This is a genomic window from Methanoculleus oceani, from assembly GCF_023702065.1.
In the GTDB taxonomy this organism is placed as follows: Archaea; Halobacteriota; Methanomicrobia; order Methanomicrobiales; family Methanoculleaceae; genus Methanoculleus; species Methanoculleus oceani.
The window spans coordinates 204225-220280 of record NZ_QFDM01000002.1 but is presented as its reverse complement, the minus strand read 5'-3'; the positions used below and the strand labels follow the sequence as shown (position 1 = coordinate 220280).

The following is a 16056-nucleotide window of genomic DNA, read 5'->3' as shown; positions in this document are numbered from 1 at the left end:
ACTATGATCGACCAGAGTGATCTGAAGGCTATCACCCATCGCATTGTCGCGGCATATGATCCCGAACGAATCTACCTTTTTGGATCTTATGCGAAGAGGGAAATGACAAAAAGGAGCGATCTCGACCTTATTATTGTAAAACGATCAAATCTGCCGCGCAAAATCAGAGGACGCGATATGGATGCGGTTCTTGCAGATTTTGCCATCGATTTCGATCTCCTGTTTGTGACGCCGGAAGAACTGGAAGTAGAGCGCAGCAAATCGCGTACTTTGTTGAAGACCGTTATGTCCACCGCTCGATTGATTTATCAGCGCCGCCCTCAACCGGTTTATTTCCTTGACGAAGCTGTATTCGAAAGATGAAGAATGCCGTCGGAATTATGGTGAGCCTCCCTCTGCCGCTATTTTTGGGGGCGCGTCGGCACATACTTAAGCGACGGCCGCATTCCCGCCTGCACGAGCCCGGCAGAGCGGATTGTGTTCGAGATCGTTCCAGCCGCCGTCTCATTCCTCCCCGATCCAGCCCTCCCGCACCCACCGCTCGTACTCCTCCGGCCGCCAGTCCCGGTTCGCCCGCACTATACCGGCAAAGTATTCCCGGTTTTCTGCCATCTCAACCTCCTGATCCGGATATCGCGGCCGGTCCCTGACGGCAAGGACGAGCCGCCGCCCGAGATCGCGTGCCGCCGGTTCCGCCCGGTCGATTGCCCCCGGGTCGTCACCGAGTGCGACGCTCATCCCCCCGACCGTTGTCGCCCCGAGGTAGTTGAGCACGTGGTTCAGGTAGCCGATGACCGCATCGCCTCCCGAGACCTGCGTGGTCGCGACACTGCAGCCGTATCTCCCGGCGAAGTTCTGGTAGTGCATGGCGTCTGCAAGCCGGTCGATGAAGACCTTCATCTGTCCGCTGACGTTGTCGACGTAGACCGGCGAGGCAAGCATCAGCCCGTCGGCATCCAGCGTCCGGTCGTACGCGGCGGAGAAATCGTCGGCAAAGACGCACGTCCCGTCCAGGCTGCAACTCTCGCAGGCGGTGCAGGGGACGATCTGCAGATCGGCGAGGTCGATGAGGTCGACCTCGGCACCGGCTTCTTTAGCCCCGGCAAGCACGAAACCTGCAAGCCTCCTCGTCCTGCTCCGCATCCCCCGCGGGCTTCCCACAACGGCAGCAATCTTCATTCTTCCATCACTTCCGGAAGAAGCGTTGGCGGGGGTGCGGGAAAAATGTGCGGAACCGGGAGGCGGACCCACGTGAGGCAGTGCGCGAAGATGGGGTTTCGGCGGTCGTGACCATGCACGACATCAATCCCGCACTGCGCTACCCGGACCTGTTCGTCTTCCCGGAAAGAGGGGATGGTCGTTGCCGCCGGAGCGAGGGGATCACCCGCTCCGGCGCTCCGGCCCGATTCCCTGCTCGGCGCAGTGCTTATCGATAGCGTCGAGGAACTTCCTGCCGTAGCGCTGCAGTTTCCCCTCGCTGACCCCGTAGATCCGGAGGAGCGCAACGCCGGTGCCCGGGTAGAACTTCGCCATCTCCTTGAGGCTCCGGTCGTGGAAGACGACGAACGGCGGCACGCGATCGAGGTCGGCAACGACTTTCCGGAGCCGGCGGAGCCGGAGGAAGAGGACCTCGTCGTAGTCGTCGGCCTCCGGCGCGACGACGCCCTCCGGACGCGGCTCCGTGAGCGGCACCACGAGATCGCCCGCGAGCACCGCCCGGCTCCGCTCGTTCAGTACCAGAACCGGGTAACGGCCGCCGGTCGACGTGACGAACCCCTTCCCGACCAGCTCCTGGATGAAGAGCAGCCACTGGTCGCGGGTGTATCTGCCGGAGTCGTAGGCGGGGAGGGTTTCGTGCCCGTTCTCGCGGATTCTCGCGCTCTTCGACCCGGTCAGGATGTCCGCGATGTAGGACGCCCCGAACCGCTCCCCGACCTGCCGGATGCAGGCGATGACCGCCGACGCCACCTCCGTCCCATCGAAGACCTTCACCGGCGCCTCGCACCGGTCGCACCCGCCGCACGGCTCTTCCGGGTAGGTCTCGCCGAAGTAGTCGAGCAGAAACTTCCTCCGGCACCCGGCGGTCTCGCAGTAGTCGAGCATCGCGCCGGCTTTCCGGTAGGCGACGTCCTTCTGCGTTGCATCGCCGCCCTCCTTCTCGATGAGGTAGCGGATCGTGCCGTAGTCGCCCCGGGAATAGAAGAGGATGCAGTCGCTCGCCTCCCCGTCCCTGCCCGCCCGGCCGGTCTCCTGGTAGTAGGACTCGATATCCTTCGGGAGGTCGGTGTGGATGACGAACCGCACGTCGGGTTTGTCGATGCCCATGCCGAAAGCGACGGTGGCGCAGATGATCGCGGCGTCGCCGTGGGAGAAGGCCTCCTGGTGCTCTGCGCGGACGGCGTCGGGAAGGCCGGCATGGTACGGGAGCGCCAGGAAACCCTTGTTGTGGAGTTTCTCGGCGAGGTCTTCCGTCGCCTTCTGGGAGAAGCAGTAGACGATGCCGGCGTCGTCCCGGTGCTCGCTCAGGTAGGCGACGAGCCGCGGGAAGTAGCGGGCCTTCGGCACCACCCGGTAGGTGAGGTTTTTGCGGTTGAAACTCCCGACGAACCGGGCCGGTTCCTTCAGGGCGAGCTGCACCGCGATGTCGTCCTGGACGGCCGGAATGGCGGTCGCCGTCAGGGCGATGACGGGAGCCGCGGGGAACCGCTCTTTGAGCGCCCGGAGCCGGCGGTATTCCGGCCGGAAGTTGTGCCCCCACATGGAGATGCAGTGCGCCTCATCGATGGCGATGAGCCTGACGTCCGCCTGTGACAGAAGCGAGAGGAAAGACGGCTGCACGGCCCGTTCCGGCGAGATGTAGAGGATCCGGATGCGGCCTTCGAGGATCACCCGCTCGATGATCCTCCGCTCCCCAAGGCCGAGCGAACTGTTGATCGTCGCCGCGGGGATGCCGTTTGCCCGGAGGGCATCGACCTGGTCCTTCATCAGGGCGATGAGGGGTGAGACGACGACCGTAAGCCCCCCGAAGACGAGGGCCGGGAGCTGGTAGCAGAGGGACTTGCCGCCCCCGGTCGCCATGACGGCGAGGACGTCCCGCCCGGCGATGACGGCGTCGACGATCTCTTCCTGGTAGGGGAGGAACGACGTATAGCCGAAGTATTTCTCAAGAACGGTGTGTTTTGTATCCATTGCGCCACGGAACCCGATGTGCTGGTAACGTTGGCCCGGGGCCGGGATAGTGTTTGTTGTTCTGGGCCGGTATCTGCCGGATCCTCCCGGGTGTATCATGGCCGGGCTCCCCGGGAGCGGCAGATGTGCGAACTTCCGCGCTCGCAGTTCCTGCCGTACCTGCACCGATGCGCATATCCGAGGGAAGTGCACGTACTAAACCTGATGAAGAACGTCGACATGACGGTTGAGAAGAACATCCTCACCATACGCGTGGATCTCGAAAAAGAGTTCGGCGCATCGAAGAGCGGGAAGTCGATCACGATCGCCTCCACCGAGGGCAACGTCGCGGTGCCGGGGCACGAGGATATCAAGATCGGCTTAAACATCTACCGGAAGAAGTGAGCGGGCGGTCACTCCGGGGCGCCGGCGCACCGGAGCGAGCCGTGGATCACCCGGACGGGACAGCGGTCGCAGAGCGGCGACTTTTTGCAGACGGTCTTGCCCAGGCGAACGATCTGGGCGTGGTAGTCGTTGAAGAGTTCCACGTCCGGGGCGAGGTTGTCGGCGAAGAGGCGCTGTGTCCGGTCGTACGACGCCCCTTCGGGGAGGAGGCCGTAGCGCGAGAATATCCGCCGGGTGTAGGCGTCGACGACGAAGACCGGCTTTCTGCAGGCGTACAGGAGGATGGTATCCACCGTCTCCTTCCCGAGACCCCGGAGAGCGAGCAGGCGTTCGCGCAGGGCGTCGGTCTCCATGGCCGCCATCACCGCCGGGTCCGCCCGGAACTCCCCGACGTAGACCCCGGCGAATGTCCGGATACGTTCCGCTTTCTGGTTGTAGAACCGGGACGGGACGATCAGGCGGGCGATATCGCCGGCATCGGCCGCGGCGAGCAGGTGCGGATCGAGCATCCCGGCGTCTTCCAGGCTCGCGACGGCCCGGGCCGCGTTCGTCCAGGAGATGTTCTGGGTGAGGATGGCGCCGACCATCGTCTCGAAGGGCGTCTTTGCGGGCCACCAGTGCTGGTGGCCGAACGCCGTAGAGAGGGCGCCGTAGATGAGAGAGAGGTCGCCGGCGAGAGGCGCCATCATCGACGCCACCAGGGCTTTGCGGCGATCGGCATGTGCCAGTCGGTGGAAAACGCCCGATCGGTCACCCTGATACCGGGTGCGGCCTGCCGGCGCTTGAACTCGGCCTGCCCGACCATCCGGAGGACCGCCCGGACGGTCTCTTCGGGATACCCGGCGGCGATTATCTCGTCGACCGACTCGAAGCAGTCGATGTGACGGTGGAGGATAGCGTCGAGGAGGTCGTAAGGGGGGAGGATCTCCTGGTCGGTCTGGCCGGGCCGGAGCTCCGCGGAGGGAGGCTTTTTTAGCACCCTCTCGGGGATGACGGGATCCTTCGCGTTCAGCCACCGGGCAATCCGGTAGACCATCCCCTTCGGGACGTCGGCGATCACCGAGAGCCCTCCTGCCGTGTCCCCGTAGAGGGTGCAATAGCCGACCGCGGCCTCCGACTTGTTCCCGGTCGAGAGGAGCATCGAGCCGAACTTGTTCGCGAGGGCCATCAGGACCGTCGCGCGGATCCTGGCCTGCAGGTTCTCCTCGGTGATGTCGCGGGGCCTGCCGGCGAAGACTCCCGCGAGGGCGCCGTCGAATGTCTCCATCATCGGAGCGATCGGGATGCACTCCACCTGGATACCGAGATTCTCCGCAAGTTTTCTGGCATCCTCGATGCTCTCGGCGGAGGTGTAGGGGGACGGGAGGAGCACCCCGAGGACGTTCTCCGGCCCGAGCGCCCGGGCGGCGACGGCGGTCACGAGCGACGAGTCGATCCCGCCGGAGAGACCGAGGTGGACAGATGAAAAGCCGCACTTGTGGACGTAGTCGCGGGTGCCGAGCACCAGCGCCCGCCAGATCTCGGACTCGGGTGCCGGATCGTCGGGAGCGATCGCCCGGGGGACGGGGCGGGCGAGATCGACGGTCACGACATCCTCGGCAAAGGCCGCACCGCGGGCGATAAGGGTTCCGTCGGCGGAAAAGGCTGAACTCCGGCCGTCGAAGACCAGGTCGTCGTTTCCGCCGACGAGGTTTGCCGAGACGATTGCGACCCCGTGCTCCCTCGCGATCCGGGAGAGCGTCTCCTCGCGCAGGCCCTGTACGCCTGCGGCAAACGGCGATGCGGAGAGGTTCACGATCACCTCCGGCACCGGTTCCCCGCACCAGACCTCCTCGCCGATGGAGACCCCGACCGTCCTCCCGCCGAGGCGGAGGACCCGGGGGTCCGGGGCCGCCGGCTCAAAGTAGCGGTCTTCGTCGAGTGGACCGGGCGAGAGGCGGGTTTTCCGAAACGTCTCCCCTACCGCACCGTCCCGGAGGAGGGCGGCGGCGTTGAAGAGCGGCCGGCCGGTTCCGGCGGGGTTCGGCGCGGCGAAACCGACGAGCACCGGCGGGGCATCCGAAAGTTCGGCGGCCAGGTCTTCCAGGACGGTGAGATTCCGGGTGATAAACCCCGTATCAAGCAGAAGGTCCCGGGAAGGGCAGCCGGGCAGAGAGAGTTCCGGAGCGACGATCAGGTCCGGCCGGTGACGGGACGCTTCGCCGACGCCCGCCGCTATCCGGTCGGCGTTACCGGCGAGGTCGCCGACGACCGTGTTCACCTGGAGGAGTGAGATCTTCATGATTGCTCCCGGTTATTCCGATCAGTAATGGCAGAACGGATGGCATATGCCTTTGCACGACCCCGCGTTCTCCGGGACGGGAGCCCACAGGAGTTCACCGCGAAACCGGGCACGCCGCGCCCCGCCGATCAGATCCCTTTTAAAGGCCTAAAACCAAAGCGCCTTGTGGAGATCATGCAGAGAGCATGTCGTGGAGCGGTATCCCCTGTCCGGAGCTCCGGAGAGCCGGTTGCGTTCCGTACCGATGTTCGGGGGCGAGCAGCCTGATCTCCGGGCAGCGCCGGTCTGCTGGAGGAGATACCCGGCTCCTCGTGCTTGCGGCATCAACCCTCATCGCCTTCGCCGCAAACGCCGCCGGGCTTTTTGCCGGCATCACCATCGTCCTCCCGCACCTGCTCTACCTGCCGATCGTGCTTGGCTCCTACTGGTTCCCCCGTCGCGGCATCGTCTTCTCGCTCGCTCTCGCCCTCGGGTACCTGGTGATGACCCTGCCCTTCGCCGGGGGAGATGCCGGACCGGTCGTCTCGGCAGTCTCGCGGGGGGTGGTCTTCGTCGCCATCGGCGTCGTCGTATCGCTCCTCTCTCTCCGGCTGCGGGAGCAGGAAGAGCGGTACCGGGGTATCTTCGATTACTCGGAGGCAGGAACGTTCATTGTCGCACCGGGGGAGGCCGGGCCGCAGATCGAGGAGGCCAACTACGTGGGTGCCACCCTCCTCGGCTCCACGACGAAGAACCTGACCGGAGAACCCGTCACCGGATTCCTCGACGACCCCGGTGCCTGGGAAGAGTTCGAGGCGGAGATCAACCGGAATAATACCGTCTACGAGTATGAGACGACCCTTCGCCGCACCGACGGGGCAGCCGTCCAGGTGCTCGCATCGGGCGGCCGGCTTCCCGACGGGCGGATCATCGTCACGCTCGTCGATATCACCGCCCGGAAGAACGCCGAGGATGCGCTCCGCCGGACGAACGCCAAACTGAACATGCTGGGACGGCTCACCCGGGACGACCTGATGGCGGCGGTATCGGGACTTCTCGGGCGGATCGCCGAGGGAACGCGGCAGTTTGACGACCCCGCCGTCCGCCGGCACCTGGAGACCCTCTCAGAGGATGCACGGCTCGTGCAGCGCCGTGCGGAGATCACCCGGGACTACCAGGACCTCGGCCTCCGGCCGCCGGACTGGCAGCCGCTGCAGAAGGTGATACTGGAGGTGACCTCGTCCCTGGCGCTCCCCGGGATAGCGGTCCGTCCCTGGGTGGAGCGGCTCGAGGTCTTCGCCGACCCGATGCTCGACCGGGTCTTTTCGAACCTGATCGAGAACGCTGCTCGCCACGGGAAGACCGTATCGTCGGTCGTCGTCACCTACCGGATCCGGGACGACGGGCTCTCGATCTGCGTCGAGGACGACGGTGTCGGCGTTCCCGAAGGAGAGAAGGAGAAGATCTTCGAGTACGGGATCGGCATCGACGGCGGACTCGGGCTCTTCCTCGTCCGGGAGATCCTTGCCATCACGGAGATGACGATCCGGGAGACCGGGAAACCCGGTAAAGGGGCGAGGTTCGTGATACACGTGCCCCCGGGCGGGTACCGGATAATTTGAGGTAGAACCATGTTTCCAGAGGTGCTCATACCTACAGACTTTTCTGAACCCTCCGTCGCCATGGCGGAGCGGGTCGGTGAGGTTCCGGGCGTCCGCGAGGTCGTCCTCTTCCACGCCCGGACATCGGCCGGGTCCCCGCCCGCCGATGAGGCGCTCCGCCGGATGCAGGAGCTGGTGCAGCGGCAGGGATACCCCGTCGAGGTGGTGGTGGCGGAGGACGACGGGACGCCTGTCGCGGAGAGGATACTCAGGGTCGCCGCCGAGAGGAACGTCGACCTGATTGCAATGGGGCTCAGGGACCAGGGTCTGCTCCGGAACCTCTTCTCCGGGAACGTTGCGGCCGTCGTGCTCCGGGATGCCCGGATACACGTCCTGATCGTCCCGCAGTCAGGAGGGAGCCGGCCGCTCTTTGCGCGGCTGCTGGTGCCGACCGATCTCGCGGCTCTTGCGCCCGAAGTCCGTTCGGTCCTGGAGAGTCCTGCCGGGGACGGGACGGCGGTGCTCCTGCACGTCGTCGAACCCGGACATGCAGAGGCCGGGCAGGAGGCAGGCGACCGGCTGGCTGCTCTCCGAAACGTCCTATCACCCGCAGGACGCGAGATCGCGGTGCTGATGCGGGACGGAAGCCCGGCACGGACCATTTGTGCCGTAGCAGACGAGATCAACGCCTCCGCGGTCGTCATCCCGCGCATCGGGAAGCGTGACGCCCCGGGAAACGCCCCGCTCGGGAGCGTCACGAGCGCTGTCCTCGAGTGCGTAAAACCGGCGGTGCTGGTGCTGGCGGTCCGGATTCACCTCGCGGTCGAGACCCGGGAACTGCGAAGCGAGGAGTTCGCGCTCGCCGAGGAGATCTGGATCGACTACCATGGGTTGAAGGCGGACCCGAAGACAGACCGGATATTCGGTGTCTTCGCGGACGGCACCCTCGTCTCCGTGGCCCGGTGCCGCCGGCACCCGGACGGCTACGAGGTGGACGGCGTCTTCACTCCGGTCCGGTTCCGGGGCAGAGGGTATGCCCGGAGGGCGATGGACGCACTCGTCGAGGCGTGCCAGCACGACACCCTGTACATGCACGCGGTCCGGGAACTCGTCGATTTCTACGGGGCATACGGGTTCATATCGATACCGGAGAGCGACCTCCCGCCGACCATCCGGGCGAGGTTCGCGTTTGCTCTCGGCGAGATGGAAGGGGCGAACGTCCAGCCGATGCGCCGTGCTGCAGGTTCGTTCCGGCAATAACCCGGGCGCGGCAGAGTCCCTCGTGCCCTGCCGCCCGCCGGACTTCAGCAACGCGAAGATCTGCCCGGTTCAGTCGTCGTAGAGTTCAAGAGCTTCCATATCGTCGTCGATGTCGTCCGGGTACGGGACATCGATGACGACCGATCCGTCTTCGAGGATGTCGCCGATCTCGATGTATACCCCTGCAGGAAACTCTCGCTCCTCTGTTCTACCGTCAGAACGTTTGATGTATGCCCACATGCTGTACCTCCACGAGTCCATTGTTTCAGCGCCCCCGACGCACCCGGCCCGGGCAGGGTCCCGGACCCGGCGCACCCCCGGGAGCATGCTCCTATTCCAGTATCAGGTAATGGTTAAATAAAGATTTTCCTGTTTAAAAAGCCTGAGAATACCTGAATATTTGGAATTTCCCGGATGTTATGCATGGAAGCGCGTATCGGATGACCGGGAGGGATGTGCCGTCCGGAGCTCCCGGCGCCGCCCCCATCGTTTCGATCGCCGGGACGATGCACAGCCATATATATCGTGACGGCGGTCAGGAGTGCATACATGCGCATCGGGATCCTCTCCGACACACACGACAACATCCGGATGGTGGATGCGGCCGTAGAGCAACTGAACAGGGAACGGGTAGACCTGGTACTCCATGCCGGGGATTACGTCTCGCCGTTCGTCATCCCCCGGCTTGCGAACCTGCAATCACCCATGATCGGCGTTCTCGGGAACAACGACGGCGATCACCGTCTCCTTTCGGCACGGTTTGCCGAGCATGACCGGCTCAGCCTGCGGGGAGGCTTTGCCGCCGTCACTGCGAGCGGCATGACGATCGGGCTGCTCCACGGCGACGACCGCGAACTCCTGCAGGCACTCATCGGACGGAAGGCCTTCGATGTCGTGGTTCACGGCCACACCCACCAGGCGGAGGTCCGGAAACTCGGGTCGACGCTGGTCGTCAACCCCGGGGAGACCTGCGGTTACCTGACCGGCAGGCCGACCGTCGCCGTGCTGGATACGGTGACCCGGGACGTGGAACTGCTCCCCCTCTGATCCGACTGGAGATGGAAAAAAGCACGGTGCGGGTTATACCGCAGCCGCATCATCGAGCTCTTCCCCGAGTTCCTTTCCGAGTTCCCAGGCAGGCATCCCGGCATCCCCGAGATCCGCCCTGAGAGTCGCCCCGGAGATCTCGAGCGTGGCAGGGACATCGAAGTAAAGATAGCCTTTCAACGATTCGTACCGCTCGAGCGTCTTTCTGTCGAACGACTCCCCGAGCGAGGTGAAGGGCGGGACATCCAGAGGCTCAAACGTCGATCCCTGGTATTCGAGGACGAACGCATCCCGTCCCGGAGTCTCGATGGCGTAGAGTTCCGAGTCGCCCCTGTGCCCGAGGTTTGTCGACTTGACGACGACGAGGAGGAACATACGCCCTTCGCCGGCCTCGACTCTCGCCGTCGACGCATTGACGGGGACGTCATAGTATACCGTTGCGGTCCGGGTGGACTCCGCGAGCAGCGAGACCATGTTCTCGCCTGAAGGGTCGTCGTAGGTGTAGCGATAGAGGAGAGGAAGCACTTCGTTCGGCGGTGCGACCACGACCGGCCCGGTCCCGGCAGAAACGCCGGGTGCCCCGGTCGCGAGGGTGGTCGCGGCGGTGCTCACCGGAGGTGTGCGTGCACCGGTCGACTGCAGCTCGCCGGCCTGCCGGGTAACCGTTTCAAGGCCTTCCGACGCAGTGGCCAGGTCCCTGAAGGCCGTCGGAACGGAATCCCCGCCGGCATCCGTCGGGCCGAGAAGCGTCTCGCTTGCCGTGGAGTATGCCTCAAGCGACCTGATGAACTCGTCCTTGACAGGCTGCTGTCCCGGAGAGACCTGGAGAGGCTGCACCTCACGGAGCACCCTGACGGAGAACGCATGCAGGTCGTCCGCCGCTACGGCGGCGACATCTGCATCCTGCAGGTAGAGAGCATAGGCGTGCTCCATAGAGAGCCTCATCAGGCGAATGCTGGCCGTGTTGATCAGCCCTGCCAGCCGTTCGTCGTTGTAGCTGCCGGTTTCATTGGAAGATGCGTCGACTGCAGGGATAGGAATGACGGGCTGGCCGGCGTTCTCCGGACCGGCAGGCATCACCGGCTCGGTGTCGGCGCCGGGAACCCCGGGGTCGGTGGGAGCGGGGAATGCGTCAGGAGTATCCCTGTCGTCCGGGAGTACCGGGAATGCATCGGAAGCGTTCCCCTCGTCCGCGAGTTCCGGAACCGTGTCGGAGGTGTTCCCCTCGTCCGCGAGTTCCGGAACAGCACCGGAGGTATCCCTGTCGTCCAGGAGTACCGGGAATGCAATAGAGATATTTTCCCCGTCCGTGAGTGCCGGGACCGCATCGGAGATACTTCTCATGTCCGGGAGTATCGGAGTGCCGGATGGCTCCGAGCCGTTCTCCGCCACCGAAAGATTGGCGAGTGAGAACGGTAACAGTTCTCCCGACCCCAGCGCCATGAGCCCCTGGCCGGAGCCGGCAACGGGTGGAACGGAGAGAAGGAATCCCGCACAGACGGCAATTCCGAAGAGAATGAGAGCGTTCTCATGGTGCTTGTTCATGTGCATTTTTCTTTCAATTGTTAAATATAAATATTATTATATTGTCTGTTTGGAAAAAATGGCTCTCCGGCGAAACCGTTTCCGGCGCCGACGGATATCCGCCATCTGCGGGCCGGTACATCAGGCAGCACGAATACCCTTCGGTGGGGCCGGGGTCAGGAACAGCCGGCAGAGAAACCCTGCTAACCTCCACCGATGCGCCAGAGTCCTGCGGGGGAAGGGTTGCCCGGAGGTTCGGCCGCTAAATGGGGGATTTCTGCTGTAAAAACCGTAATGGCGGGGTATTTCCTCTTTCGTTGGAGAGGCTACGCCGTCCCTTGGAAACTTATATGTACTCTTACAGGTTACCGGGAATAGAGGATGCCCGATGGAGATCGTAAAAATTCCGAGTATGGATAAAGCAGAGTACGATAAACTCATCGAAGAGGGTTTTGTCAGCCGTATCGCATTCCAGGGAGGTAAGTACCCGTATATCGCCCCGTTCCTGTACGTCTTCGACGGGAAATTTCTCTACTTCCTGGCGACCAAGTACGGCAGGAAGAACGACCTCTTCCGGCAGCACCCGTACGTCTCCGTCGAGGTCGAGAAGTATTCCAGCGACCTCTCCTGCTACACCTTCGTGACGATGCAGGGGTACCTGGTGCAACTCGAGGATGCGATCGAGAAGAAGATCATCAGAGAGAAGTTCGTGGATATGATAAAAGCGCACAACCTCTCGCAGAACATCCTTGCGGCGCTCGGCCACAAGCCCGAAGAGCCGCTCGAGTCGATCGCCTCCGAGGAGCGTTCAAACATCTGGAAACTCACTGGCGTGACCGATATCGTTGCCCTGAAAAACCTCTGACCCTTTTTCGCGGGCTGTCCGGCCCTGCCCGGGTGCGGAACCATTATGGACCGGGAGGGCATGGGACGGCTATGGCCCCCGGACCCCGCCTGATGCTCGCCGCTCTTCTTGCCGTGCTTCTCGCCATGACACCCGCCCTCGCTCATGTCCCCCTCTTTGCCCGGGACGGTTCCTCGCCGGGCTCGGCATTCGTCATCGAAGACCCTGCAAAGTCGTGGGTGGTCTACGACACCCTGCCCGAGGGGCCCGCCGCCCGGTACTACCGGTTCCGGATGGAGGAAGGGGAGCGGATATACGCAACGCTCCAGGTCCCGCGTGCAGGGGGATTCGTGCCCGGTATGGTGCTCGCGGGGCCGGGTATCGAGAGTTCGGGCACGGTCCCGCCATACGTCGGGGTCCCGGAGGGCACCGGCGCGATAACGGTGCCGGGAAGTCTTCCAGAAGAGCCGGAATACGAACCGTTCACGCCGTCGAAACTCTACAGACTCGCCCGGATCGATACTGCGGCGCCTGAGGCCGGCGACTACACCCTCGCGGTCTACACCTCCGGAGAGGGAGGAAACTACGCTCTCGCGCTCGGCTACGTCGAGTCCTACACCGCCGGAGAATGGATCCGGGTTCCGGTCGACGTCGTCGCCATTCACCGCCACGAGGGACAGCCCCTCCTCCTGATCTTCGCACCGATGATCGCCGTCCTCGTGATAGGCGCCGGCCTGCTGCTCCGGCGGCGCCGATCCCTCTCCCTCTTCGCGCTCTCCGGAGCGATTGCCGGTCTCCTCTACATCGGGAGCGGCGCCATGACCCTGATGCAGACGGCCATTGCGGCCGTGGGAACGGACGCTGGAGCCGCTCTCCTCCTGACCCTTCTCTTCGCGTTCATCTCCGTTCTTCTCGGGGTCTGGGCGCTCCTGGTGGCCTTCCGGAAACCGGTTGGAGCCGGGGAACGGATTGCGATGGCGGTGCTCGGCGTTCTGGGCCTCGTCACCTGGGCGGGGCTCGTGATCGGCCCCCTGCTCGCCTTCGTCGCCGCCATCCTGCCGGCACGCCGCCGTGCGTTGCCGTGAGTCATTCAAGGAGCGGTTCGAGCATCGTGCGGGCCGTGTTCAGCAGGGTGCCGAGCCCCTCGGGTGTCGCGGTCCCTTTCTCCATCCAGCGGATGATGCCGCGCCCGTCCAGGAGGTAGATGTAGGCGAGCGACGGGTCGTCGATCCCGTAGGCCCGCCGGCACCGCTCGATATCCCCCGGGATGGTCAGCATCAGGTCGTGCTGCTCGGGAGGGACGCCGCCCGCGAGCCCCTGGCTGATGCGGTCGGCAAGGGACCTGCCGATGAGGCTGTCGCCGACGACCGTAACGAGATAGGTCGTCACCCGGGGATTCTCGGTGAACGCCCCGGCGAAGGGACCGCTCCAGGAATCCGTCATCGGACCGACGGATTCCAGGAAGACGAGGACGATGAGCGAGACGTCGCCTCCCGCGTCGTCGGGAAGCGTGACGACCCTGCCGGTGATCGACGTGGCCATGAGGGTGGGAAACGTCCTGCCTATGGCTGCAGGCACCGGCCCGGTGAGTGCTGTCGTTTTATTCATGCTCTGCCGGTGGGATGCACTCCAGATAAAGCCTCTCCCGATCCCCGGAATCCCCGGAGGTATGGCCGCAGAGGAGCATTGCGCCAAGTACTATAACCTTGGAATGCAACAGTTCTCTCAAGGAGGCTTATCGGACTTGATCAGCATCGGAGAGGGCTGGGACGATCTCGTCGCGGCGCTCTCCGGGGCGGATGCCCCGGAGCGCGTCTACGTCGTCGGATCCACGGACAGCGGGAAGACGACGCTCTGCCGCTACCTCGTTGACGAGACGGCAGCGCGCATGAAGACGGCGTATGTCGACTGCGACACCGGACAGTCCCGGCTTGGTCCGCCGACGACCGAGGGGATGGTCCTCTGCCCCGGCACGACGGAGCCCTGCCTCCGGTTCGTCGGCTCGACCTCCCCCGGGGGCCACTTCATCCAGACGCTCACGGGGGCAAAGCGCCTCGTCGAAAAGGCTGCCGAACTCGGGGCGGGCGCCACCGTCATCGACTCGCCCGGGCTCGTCACCGGCGGGGTGGGCACTGAGTTCCAGCTCCAGATGATCGACCTTCTGCGCCCCACCCGGATCGCCGCCCTCCAGCGCGGACGGGAACTGGAGCGGCTGCTCGCTAACTTCGCCCGGCACCCGGGGGTTGCGGTCCACCGGATCCCCGTATCCCCCGCGGCCGTCGCCCGGACCGCAACCGGGCGGCGGCGCTACCGCGAAGAGCGTTTTGCATCCTATTTTGCCGACGCGCGATCGCAGGAGATCCTGCTCCGGGGGCTCGGGCTCCAGGGCCGGGTCCCCGACATGAGGTACCCCCGCGGGGTCGCCGGAAGGCTGGTCTCCTTCAACGACCCCGACAACTTCGTCGTCGCCCTCGGCATCGTCGAAGAACTGCATCCCGGAGGGCGCCGGCTCGGGGTCTTCGCGCCGCCCTTCGACCCGGGGGCCATCGCGTCGGTCAGGTTCGGCTCGATCTACCTGGACCTCGCGGCGGCTCCAGGGTCGATGGAGTCATGCCGGCCCTGATCATGCCGGGATGAGCGAGAGGAAGATTACGTACACCGCCGTCTGGGCGACGGTGAGCGGGATGCCGACCCGCGCGAACTCGCCAAACGTCAGCGTCTCGCCGTCCCTCTCCGCGCACTGGATGATGATGACGTTGCTTGCCGCCCCGAGGATCAGCATGTTCCCGGCGATGGTGCTGCCGGCCGCAAGCGCCATCATGCCGACGGTGGACGTCCCGAGGTGCGAGAGGACGGGGAGGGAGAGGGCGACGAAGGGGACGTTCGAGACGAACTGGGAGACGACGACGCCCATCACGACGATGACCGGGACGGCGGCGAGATCGAGCGAACTCTCTTCGATGAGCGGCTGGAAGAACCCGGACTGCCAGACGCTCGCCATAAGGACGAAGAGCCCGGCGAAGAAGATCAGTGTCGGCCAGTCGATCCGGCGGAGGATCTCGAACCGCCGCCTGCTCCCGACGAGGACGGGTATGGCCGCGATGACCGCGATCCAGGTCAGCCGGATATCGAGATCCGGGACGAGCATGACCGCGGCGACCCTGGCCCCGATCAGGAAGACAAGCAGGATGAGCGAGAGGCGCGCGAGCGCCGCGAGGGCAGGATCACAGATCTCCTCCTTGCGGTGGACCAGCGGGGCCGGGTGGAGTTCGCCCGGAAACGCCCGGCAGAGGAAGACATAGGCGAGCAGAAGCGAGATCGCCGTCGGGACGGCGAGGTAGAGCGGGAACGTGATGAACGGGTTCTCGATCCCGCCCGAGAGCGCGATGAGAAGGTTCTGCGGGTTCCCGATGGGGCTTGCGACGCTTCCCGTCGTGACGGCGAATGCAAGCGCCAGGAGCAGGAGTTTTGGGGAGATGCCGTGCCGCCGGCCGAAATAGAGCATCAGCGGGGTGCCGACGACAGCGAGCGTGTCGTTCATCAGGAGCGCCGAGAGGACGCCTGCGCCGACGAGGATGCGAAAGATCAGGTGCCGGACCGACTCCGCCCGCGAAAAGAGGCGAAAGGAGAGGTGGTAAAGGTAGCCGCTCGCCGCGAGCGCCTCCCCGATCACGAACATGAAGAAGAGGAAGAGCATCACGTCGAGGTTGATGGACGCGAGCGCATCAAGCGGCGTGATCGATCCCGTCGCGAGGACCACGAGCGCGCCGAGGAGCATCACCTGCCAGATGCGGAAGTTGACGTTCCCGATCTTGCGGACCGCGATCAGGAGGAAGACGATGACGAGAACGACGAGCGGGATGAGTGTACCCATGGTATCGCCGGCAGGAGAGATGCGCTTATCAATTGGTTTGTTCTCTTTGTGAAAAAAGGGATCTCCCGGGACC

The 16056-nt window shown here is 64.5% G+C and carries 16 protein-coding genes; 8 read left to right on the top strand and 8 right to left on the bottom strand.

The annotated features are described in order from the left end of the window. Positions 1–3: 3 nt before the first annotated feature. On the top strand, positions 4–363 hold the full coding sequence (locus tag DIC75_RS06175; RefSeq protein WP_250987161.1) for a nucleotidyltransferase domain-containing protein: 360 nt from the start codon (positions 4–6) through the stop codon (positions 361–363). A gap of 141 nt (positions 364–504) precedes the next feature. Here DIC75_RS06175 and DIC75_RS06170 read toward each other — a convergent pair whose 3' ends face one another. Further along, a complete protein-coding gene (locus DIC75_RS06170; RefSeq protein WP_250987160.1) occupies positions 505–1179 on the bottom strand; it encodes a flavodoxin family protein in 675 nt (224 codons plus the stop codon). A gap of 201 nt (positions 1180–1380) precedes the next feature. Then, entirely contained in the window at positions 1381–3189 is a 1809-nt protein-coding gene (gene recQ / locus DIC75_RS06165) for a DNA helicase RecQ (protein WP_250987159.1), read from the bottom strand. 204 nt (positions 3190–3393) lie between these two features. Between recQ and DIC75_RS06160 the strand changes: the two genes are divergently transcribed. Beyond that, positions 3394–3573, top strand: coding sequence for a hypothetical protein (locus DIC75_RS06160; protein ID WP_250987158.1), 180 nt, complete (start codon positions 3394–3396; stop codon positions 3571–3573). Between the two features lie 8 nt (positions 3574–3581). Here DIC75_RS06160 and DIC75_RS06155 read toward each other — a convergent pair whose 3' ends face one another. Both DIC75_RS06155 and DIC75_RS06150 read right to left on the bottom strand, forming a co-directional pair. Next, positions 3582–4262, bottom strand: a complete 681-nt coding sequence (locus DIC75_RS06155; protein ID WP_250987157.1) for an endonuclease III domain-containing protein — start codon at positions 4260–4262, stop codon at positions 3582–3584. Next, entirely contained in the window at positions 4259–5854 is a 1596-nt protein-coding gene (locus DIC75_RS06150) for an NAD+ synthase (protein ID WP_250987156.1), read from the bottom strand. Before DIC75_RS06150 ends, DIC75_RS06155 begins: the two co-directional genes overlap by 4 nt. A 311-nt stretch (positions 5855–6165) precedes the next feature. Between DIC75_RS06150 and DIC75_RS06145 the strand changes: the two genes are divergently transcribed. Both DIC75_RS06145 and DIC75_RS06140 read left to right on the top strand, forming a co-directional pair. Beyond that, positions 6166–7455, top strand: a complete 1290-nt coding sequence (locus DIC75_RS06145; RefSeq protein ID WP_250987155.1) for an ATP-binding protein — start codon at positions 6166–6168, stop codon at positions 7453–7455. Positions 7456–7464: 9 nt separating this feature from the next. Then, positions 7465–8694 carry a GNAT family N-acetyltransferase gene (locus tag DIC75_RS06140; RefSeq protein WP_250987154.1) on the top strand — a complete coding sequence of 410 codons (1230 nt, stop codon included), beginning with the start codon at positions 7465–7467 and terminating at the stop codon, positions 8692–8694. A gap of 69 nt (positions 8695–8763) precedes the next feature. Here DIC75_RS06140 and DIC75_RS06135 read toward each other — a convergent pair whose 3' ends face one another. Next, on the bottom strand, positions 8764–9021 hold the full coding sequence (locus DIC75_RS06135) for a hypothetical protein (RefSeq protein WP_250987153.1): 258 nt from the start codon (positions 9019–9021) through the stop codon (positions 8764–8766). A 222-nt stretch (positions 9022–9243) separates the two neighbouring features. On the opposite strand from DIC75_RS06135, the gene DIC75_RS06130 reads away from it, so the two are divergent. Continuing rightward, positions 9244–9741, top strand: coding sequence for a metallophosphoesterase (locus DIC75_RS06130; protein WP_250987152.1), 498 nt, complete (start codon positions 9244–9246; stop codon positions 9739–9741). Positions 9742–9774: 33 nt separating this feature from the next. On the opposite strand, the gene DIC75_RS06125 is transcribed toward DIC75_RS06130, so the two are convergent. Then, positions 9775–11286, bottom strand: a complete 1512-nt coding sequence (locus DIC75_RS06125) for a hypothetical protein (RefSeq protein WP_250987151.1) — start codon at positions 11284–11286, stop codon at positions 9775–9777. 367 nt (positions 11287–11653) lie between these two features. Here DIC75_RS06125 and DIC75_RS06120 point away from each other — a divergent pair, with 367 nt between their 5' ends. Both DIC75_RS06120 and DIC75_RS06115 read left to right on the top strand, forming a co-directional pair. After that, a complete protein-coding gene (locus DIC75_RS06120) occupies positions 11654–12130 on the top strand; it encodes a pyridoxamine 5'-phosphate oxidase family protein (protein ID WP_250987150.1) in 477 nt (158 codons plus the stop codon). Positions 12131–12201: 71 nt separating this feature from the next. Continuing rightward, positions 12202–13194, top strand: a complete 993-nt coding sequence (locus tag DIC75_RS06115; protein ID WP_250987149.1) for a hypothetical protein — start codon at positions 12202–12204, stop codon at positions 13192–13194. A 1-nt stretch (position 13195) separates the two neighbouring features. On the opposite strand, the gene DIC75_RS06110 is transcribed toward DIC75_RS06115, so the two are convergent. Beyond that, on the bottom strand, positions 13196–13717 hold the full coding sequence (locus tag DIC75_RS06110; protein WP_250987148.1) for a mitochondrial ATPase complex subunit ATP10: 522 nt from the start codon (positions 13715–13717) through the stop codon (positions 13196–13198). 136 nt (positions 13718–13853) lie between these two features. On the opposite strand from DIC75_RS06110, the gene DIC75_RS06105 reads away from it, so the two are divergent. Then, positions 13854–14732 (top strand): Clp1/GlmU family protein, encoded by an 879-nt coding sequence (locus DIC75_RS06105; protein ID WP_250987147.1) that lies wholly within the window; start codon positions 13854–13856, stop codon positions 14730–14732. Here DIC75_RS06105 and DIC75_RS06100 read toward each other — a convergent pair whose 3' ends face one another. Next, positions 14733–15983 (bottom strand): SLC13 family permease, encoded by a 1251-nt coding sequence (locus tag DIC75_RS06100; RefSeq protein ID WP_250987146.1) that lies wholly within the window; start codon positions 15981–15983, stop codon positions 14733–14735. Positions 15984–16056 lie beyond the last annotated feature (73 nt).

Coding starts and splice junctions, on each gene's coding strand:
- DIC75_RS06175 (WP_250987161.1), top strand. CDS start 4: ATGATCGACCAGAGTGATCTGAAGGCTATCACCCATCGCATTGTCGCG.
- DIC75_RS06170 (WP_250987160.1), bottom strand. CDS start 1,179: ATGAAGATTGCTGCCGTTGTGGGAAGCCCGCGGGGGATGCGGAGCAGG.
- recQ (WP_250987159.1), bottom strand. CDS start 3,189: ATGGATACAAAACACACCGTTCTTGAGAAATACTTCGGCTATACGTCG.
- DIC75_RS06160 (WP_250987158.1), top strand. CDS start 3,394: ATGAAGAACGTCGACATGACGGTTGAGAAGAACATCCTCACCATACGC.
- DIC75_RS06155 (WP_250987157.1), bottom strand. CDS start 4,262: ATGATGGCGCCTCTCGCCGGCGACCTCTCTCTCATCTACGGCGCCCTC.
- DIC75_RS06150 (WP_250987156.1), bottom strand. CDS start 5,854: ATGAAGATCTCACTCCTCCAGGTGAACACGGTCGTCGGCGACCTCGCC.
- DIC75_RS06140 (WP_250987154.1), top strand. CDS start 7,465: ATGTTTCCAGAGGTGCTCATACCTACAGACTTTTCTGAACCCTCCGTC.
- DIC75_RS06135 (WP_250987153.1), bottom strand. CDS start 9,021: ATGCTCCCGGGGGTGCGCCGGGTCCGGGACCCTGCCCGGGCCGGGTGC.
- DIC75_RS06130 (WP_250987152.1), top strand. CDS start 9,244: ATGCGCATCGGGATCCTCTCCGACACACACGACAACATCCGGATGGTG.
- DIC75_RS06125 (WP_250987151.1), bottom strand. CDS start 11,286: ATGAACAAGCACCATGAGAACGCTCTCATTCTCTTCGGAATTGCCGTC.
- DIC75_RS06120 (WP_250987150.1), top strand. CDS start 11,654: ATGGAGATCGTAAAAATTCCGAGTATGGATAAAGCAGAGTACGATAAA.
- DIC75_RS06115 (WP_250987149.1), top strand. CDS start 12,202: ATGGCCCCCGGACCCCGCCTGATGCTCGCCGCTCTTCTTGCCGTGCTT.
- DIC75_RS06110 (WP_250987148.1), bottom strand. CDS start 13,717: ATGAATAAAACGACAGCACTCACCGGGCCGGTGCCTGCAGCCATAGGC.
- DIC75_RS06100 (WP_250987146.1), bottom strand. CDS start 15,983: ATGGGTACACTCATCCCGCTCGTCGTTCTCGTCATCGTCTTCCTCCTG.